This window comes from Streptomyces sp. 13-12-16, from assembly GCF_002114215.1.
In the GTDB taxonomy this organism is placed as follows: Bacteria; Actinomycetota; Actinomycetes; order Streptomycetales; family Streptomycetaceae; genus Streptomyces.
In genome coordinates, this window is record NZ_NCTE01000609.1 from 1 (window position 1) to 5,980 (window position 5,980).

A 5,980-nucleotide genomic window follows, 5' to 3' on the forward strand; every position below is an offset into this window, starting at 1 on the left:
GCCGCCAGGCCGGCAGCGCGCCCGCCCCGGACGCCACGGCCACCGCCCTGGACGGCGCCCGCGGCGCCGACGTCGACGGGGTCCCGGTGCACGCGATCCGGCTGCGCGGACTCCTCGCCCACCAGGAGGTCCTGCTCGGCGGCGAGGGCGAGACCCTCACCGTCCGCCACGACTCCCTGCACCACAGCAGCTTCATGCCCGGCATCCTGCTCGGCGCCCGCCGCGTGGTGACCACTCCCGGCCTGACCTTCGGCCTGGAACACTTCCTCGACCTGAACTGAGCCCGAGCCGACCCATGCGCGCGAAGATCTCCTACGCCATCACGGCCGCCGTCCTGGTCGTCTACTTCGTCCTGGTCGGCAGCCGTGGCGTGCTGCTCATCGAGGCCGGCACGCCCCTCACCGTCACCTTCGGCGTGGCGGTGCTGATCCTGCCGGTCATCGGTGTCTGGTTCCTGTGGAAGAACACCGAGTTCGTCCGCGACGCCAACCGGCTCGCCGCCCTGCTCGACGCCGAGGGCGGCCTGCCCGTCGACGAGCTGAAGCGGCTGCCCAGCGGCCGGGTCGACCGCGACTCGGCCGACGAGGTCTTCGCCCGCCGCAAGGCCGAGACGGAGGACGCCCCCGACGACTGGCGCAGCTGGTTCCGGCTCGCCGTCGCCTACCACGACGCCCGCGACACCCCCCGTGCCCGCAAGGCGATGCAGCGGGCGATCGCCCTGCAGAAGACCTCTCACTGAGCGTACGGGCCCCGGAGTCCGGGGCCCGTACGCTCAGTCGCGCCGGTACTCGGCGGCCCACACCTCCACGGTGTCGGCCGCCCGGTCGAAGGCCAGCTGGTCCCGCCCCAGGAAGTCCGCGTTGTGCGAGGTCAGCAGCGGCGTCGGCGACTCGGCCGAACGCCCCCGCCGGGCGAGGGTCAGCGCCTGTCCCTGCACCGTCCGGGGCAGGCCCAGCCAGCGCACCGGCTGCTGCACCGTGCGCACGGAGACGACCTGCTCCCAGGACGTCGTACGCGTGCTCACGAAGGCCACGTGGCGCAGCCCCCGGGAGCTCACCCACACGCCCATGCGCAGCAGCCGCAGGGCGCAGGCGACGCCGACCAGCGCGATGGCGAAGACCGTCCCGGCGGACGCCGGCGTCGCCGTCGCCGCGATGATCACCGCCGCGAACAGCACGAACGACGCGAGCAGCAGCAGGAGCGCCGCCGCCCCCACCCGCCACGGTCCGGGACGGTACGGGCGCCGCCAGTGGTCCCGGTCGTCGTACGGCAGGGCGACATCGTCCGCCGTGTCGAAAGCGCGGTCGGCCGTCAGGAAGGGCAGGGGCACGACGGGTCCTCACTCGATCCATGCGTCAGCAGTGCCCGGTGAGGCTATCGATCCGTGCCGCCGGTCACCACCCTCGGGGGTCCGGACGGAGCCGGTGGCCACGGCCGGGGCGGCTCAGCGACCCTCGGTCGCCTGCGACTGCTGTGTCCCCGGCCCCGAGGGATCGGAGGACATCGCCGGCATCCCGATGACCAGGGAGCCCACCAGCCCGGCCACGAGGGTGAGCCCCAGCAGCCAGCGCCCGGCCATCTGGCCGACGGAGGCCCGCTCACGGGGCGGCGGGGCGACATTGCTGCGGAACCTGTCGGCCTCGGCGACAAAGGCGAACGGTACGGGTTCGCGCCGACCGAACATCAGGGGTACGTCTCCTTCGGGATCGAACGGATCACTGTCACCGAGACAGACGAACGACGGCCCCGAGAGGTGCCCACTTTCACCGAATTCGCAGAAGTTCGCCGCCGTTCACCGCTGTATGTCGCCTGCCGGCGCCGAAGGCCCCGTCGTCGGTGCCGCGCCGTAGAGTGGGCGCCGCCCGAGAGACGTGATGGAAGGATCCCCCGCGCCGTGACCGACACCCCCGCCGACGACCTCAAGCCCGACTTCCGCAGTGATGTGACCGTCGAGCTGGTCAAGCACACCGCGTCCGACGCCGACGTGCTGTTCGCCGCCCGCGTCTCGACCATCGGCGAGCAGTCCCTGGCCGAGCTGGACAAGGACCCCGAGCGCTCCAAGGGCCTGATCAACTACCTGATGCGGGACCGGCACGGCAGCCCCTTCGAGCACAACTCGATGACCTTCCTCATCAGCGCCCCGATCTTCGTCTTCCGCGAGTTCATGCGGCACCGCGTGGGCTGGTCGTACAACGAGGAGTCGGGCCGCTACCGGGAGCTCCAGCCGGTCTTCTACGTCCCGGACGAGTCCCGCAAGCTGATCCAGGAGGGCCGCCCCGGCAAGTACCGCTTCGTCGAGGGCACCCCGGCCCAGCAGGAGCTCGTCGGCCGCGCCATGGAGGACTCCTACCGGCAGGCGTACGAGGCGTACCAGGAGATGCTCGCCGCCGGCGTCGCCCGCGAGGTCGCCCGCGCGGTGCTCCCCGTCGGTCTGTACTCCTCGATGTACGCCACCTGCAACGCCCGCTCGCTGATGCACTTCCTCGGCCTGCGCACCCAGCACGAGCTGGCGAAGGTCCCGTCCTTCCCGCAGCGTGAGATCGAGATGGTCGGCGAGAAGATGGAGGCCGAATGGGCCCGTCTCATGCCGCTCACGTACGCCGCCTTCAACGCCAACGGGCGCGTGGCCCCGTAGAACCGCAGCTCAGGCCCGCGAGCACACATGTACGGTTCAACCTCGCGAGGTGTCCGTATTGCGGCATTTCGTGAAGTTCATCTAGCCTGATCAAACGGGCCCGGTACTGCCTGAACCCCCGAGCGGGCAGTGCCGGGTCCCCCCTTTGTCCCGCCTTGTCGCCTCCCCCGAGGGAAGACCCCGACCTGAGCAACGAGTAGCGTGTAACCCATGGCTCCGACCTCCACTCCGCAGACCCCCTTCGGGCGGGTCCTCACCGCCATGGTCACGCCCTTCACGGCGGACGGCGCACTCGACCTCGACGGCGCACAGCGGCTCGCCACCCACCTGGTGGACGCAGGCAACGACGGCCTGATCATCAACGGCACCACCGGCGAGTCCCCCACCACCAGCGACGCGGAGAAATCGGATCTCGTACGGGCCGTCGTGGCGGCGGTCGGTGACCGTGCCCAGGTCGTGGCCGGGGTCGGCACCAACGACACCCACCACAGCATCGAACTGGCCCGCGCCGCGGAACGCGCCGGCGCGCACGGCCTCCTGGTGGTCACCCCGTACTACAACAAGCCCCCGCAGGAGGGCCTCTACCGGCACTTCACGGCCGTCGCCGACGCCGCCGGGCTGCCGGTCATGCTCTACGACATCCCCGGCCGCAGTGGTGTCCCGATCGGCACGGAGACGATCGTCCGCCTCGCCGAGCACCCGCGCATCGTCGCCAACAAGGACGCCAAGGGCGACCTCGGCCGCGCCGGCTGGGCCATCGCCCGCTCCGGCCTCGCCTGGTACTCCGGCGACGACATGCTGAACCTGCCCCTGCTCTCCATCGGAGCGGTCGGCTTCGTCTCGGTCGTCGGCCACCTCGTCACCCCCGAGCTGCGCGCCCTGGTCGAGGCGTACACCTCCGGAGACGTCCAGAAGGCCACCGAGATCCACCAGAAGCTGCTCCCCGTCTACACGGGCATGTTCCGCACCCAGGGCGTGATGACCACCAAGGCGGCGCTCGCCCTCAAGGGCCTCCCCGCCGGACCCCTGCGCGCCCCCATGGCCGAGTGCACGCCGGAAGAGATCGAGCAGCTCAAGAACGATCTTGCCGCCGGCGGGGTACAACTCCAGTAACCAGACTTCGCGCGACCGCTCGCGCAGACGGACTTCACAACTGAATAAGCGGGCCACCGGTGCCCGCACCCCACACGACAACTGCTTCTGCACGAACGTCATGCGCGCCACGTGCCCCACCGGTACGTGGCGCGCGTGTTTGAGGAGAGTCTTTTGAGTCATCCGCACCCTGAACTCGGCCCGCCCCCGAAGCTCCCCGAGGGCGGCCTGCGCGTCACCCCGCTCGGCGGTCTCGGCGAGATCGGCCGGAACATGACGGTCTTCGAGTACGGGGGCCGCCTGCTGATCGTCGACTGCGGAGTCCTCTTCCCCGAGGAGGAACAGCCCGGGATCGACCTGATCCTGCCGGACTTCTCGTCCATCCGGGACCGCCTCGACGACATCGAGGGCATCGTCCTCACGCACGGCCACGAGGACCACATCGGCGGCGTCCCCTTCCTCCTGCGCGAGAAGCCGGACATCCCGCTGATCGGCTCCAAGCTCACCCTCGCCCTCATCGAGGCGAAGCTCCAGGAGCACCGCATCCGCCCGTACACCCTCCAGGTGGCGGAAGGACAGCGCGAGCGCATCGGCCCCTTCGACTGCGAGTTCATCGCCGTCAACCACTCCATCCCCGACGCGCTCGCCGTGGCCATCCGCACGCCCGCCGGCATGGCGGTCCACACCGGCGACTTCAAGATGGACCAGCTCCCGCTGGACAACCGCCTCACGGATCTACACGCGTTCGCCAGGCTCAGCGAGGAGGGCATCGACCTTCTGCTCGCCGACTCCACGAACGCCGAGGTCCCGGGCTTCGTCCCGCCCGAGCGCGACATCTCCAACGTCCTGCGCCAGGTCTTCGCCGGCGCCCGCAAGCGGATCATCGTGGCCAGCTTCGCCAGCCACGTCCACCGCATCCAGCAGATCCTGGACGCGGCACACGAGTACGGCCGCCGGGTCGCCTTCGTCGGCCGCTCCATGGTCCGCAACATGGGCATCGCCCGCGACCTCGGTTACCTCAAGGTCCCGCAGGGCCTGGTCGTGGACGTCAAGACACTGGACGACCTGCCGGACAGCGAAGTCGTCCTGGTCTGCACGGGCTCCCAGGGCGAACCGATGGCCGCCCTGTCCCGCATGGCCAACCGCGACCACCAGATCCGCATCGTCGACGGTGACACGGTGATCCTGGCGTCGTCGCTCATCCCCGGCAACGAGAACGCGGTCTACCGCGTGATCAACGGCCTGACCCGCTGGGGTGCCAACGTCGTCCACAAGGGCAACGCCAAGGTCCACGTCTCGGGCCACGCCTCGGCCGGCGAGCTGCTGTACTTCTACAACATCTGCCGTCCGAAGAACCTGATGCCGGTCCACGGCGAATGGCGCCACCTGCGCGCCAACGCCGAACTGGGTGCCCTGACCGGCGTCCCGCACGACCACATCGTCATCGCCGAGGACGGCGTCGCCGTCGACCTCGTCGAGGGCAAGGCCAAGATCTCCGGCAAGGTCCAGGCGGGATACGTCTACGTCGACGGCCTCTCCGTCGGTGACGTCGGCGAACCTGCGCTCAAGGACCGCAAGATCCTCGGCGACGAGGGCATCATCTCGGTCTTCGTCGTCATGGACTCGTCCACCGGCAAGATCACGGGCGGCCCCCATGTCCAGGCCCGCGGCTCCGGCATCGAGGACTCCGCCTTCGGTGAGGTGATCCCGAAGATCACGGAGACCCTGGAACGCTCGGCCCAGGACGGCGTCGTCGAACCCCACCAGATGCAGCAGCTCATCCGCCGCACGCTGGGCAAGTGGGTCTCCGACACCTACCGGCGCCGGCCGATGATCCTGCCCGTGGTGGTGGAGGTCTGACGGTCCGCCGGACCGCACGGACGAGCGAACAGGGAGCGGGGCGCCTCGATTTGCATCGAGGCGCCCCGCTCCAGTACGTTTACGACTCCTCCCGATCGGGCACCCGACCACCTCGTGCGTCGGAACCGTCGCCCGGCAGGGGAGGGGAAATCCGACTCAGAATCTCTGATAAAGTCGGAACCGCCGGAAAGGGAAACGCGAAAGCGGGAACCTGGAAAGCACCGGGGAAATCGGATCGGAAAGATCTGATAGAGTCGGAAACGCAAGACCGAAGGGGAGCGCCCGGAGGAAAGCCCGCGAGGGTGAGTACGAAGGAAGCGTCCGTTCCTTGAGAACTCAACAGCGTGCCAAAAGTCAACGCCAGATATGTTGATACCCCGACCTGATCGGTTC

The 5,980-nt window shown here is 69.5% G+C and carries 7 protein-coding genes; 5 read left to right on the forward strand and 2 right to left on the reverse strand.

The features are described from left to right. The coding region (locus B7767_RS24145) for a dihydrodipicolinate reductase C-terminal domain-containing protein (RefSeq protein ID WP_306297986.1) at nucleotides 1-281 on the forward strand (281 nt) is incomplete at its 5' end. Between the two features lie 14 nt (nucleotides 282-295). Continuing rightward, the gene (locus B7767_RS24150) at nucleotides 296-739 is read left to right on the forward strand and encodes a tetratricopeptide repeat protein (RefSeq protein ID WP_085574048.1); all 444 of its coding nucleotides are present in this window, start codon (nucleotides 296-298) and stop codon (nucleotides 737-739) included. Between the two features lie 33 nt (nucleotides 740-772). Here B7767_RS24150 and B7767_RS24155 read toward each other — a convergent pair whose 3' ends face one another. Both B7767_RS24155 and B7767_RS24160 read right to left on the reverse strand, forming a co-directional pair. Next, on the reverse strand, nucleotides 773-1,330 hold the full coding sequence (locus tag B7767_RS24155; protein WP_085574049.1) for a hypothetical protein: 558 nt from the start codon (nucleotides 1,328-1,330) through the stop codon (nucleotides 773-775). Nucleotides 1,331-1,444: 114 nt separating this feature from the next. After that, nucleotides 1,445-1,684: a hypothetical protein gene (locus tag B7767_RS24160; RefSeq protein WP_085574050.1), complete on the reverse strand. Its 240-nt coding sequence runs from the start codon at nucleotides 1,682-1,684 to the stop codon at nucleotides 1,445-1,447. A gap of 210 nt (nucleotides 1,685-1,894) precedes the next feature. Here B7767_RS24160 and thyX point away from each other — a divergent pair, with 210 nt between their 5' ends. The 3 genes from thyX to B7767_RS24175 all read left to right on the forward strand — a co-directional run bounded on the left by thyX (nucleotide 1,895) and on the right by B7767_RS24175 (nucleotide 5,587). Next, the gene (thyX, locus tag B7767_RS24165) at nucleotides 1,895-2,635 is read left to right on the forward strand and encodes an FAD-dependent thymidylate synthase (RefSeq protein WP_085574051.1); all 741 of its coding nucleotides are present in this window, start codon (nucleotides 1,895-1,897) and stop codon (nucleotides 2,633-2,635) included. 210 nt (nucleotides 2,636-2,845) lie between these two features. Next, nucleotides 2,846-3,748: a 4-hydroxy-tetrahydrodipicolinate synthase gene (dapA, locus tag B7767_RS24170; protein ID WP_085574052.1), complete on the forward strand. Its 903-nt coding sequence runs from the start codon at nucleotides 2,846-2,848 to the stop codon at nucleotides 3,746-3,748. 153 nt (nucleotides 3,749-3,901) lie between these two features. Beyond that, nucleotides 3,902-5,587 carry a ribonuclease J gene (locus B7767_RS24175; RefSeq protein WP_085574053.1) on the forward strand — a complete coding sequence of 562 codons (1,686 nt, stop codon included), beginning with the start codon at nucleotides 3,902-3,904 and terminating at the stop codon, nucleotides 5,585-5,587. Nucleotides 5,588-5,980 lie beyond the last annotated feature (393 nt).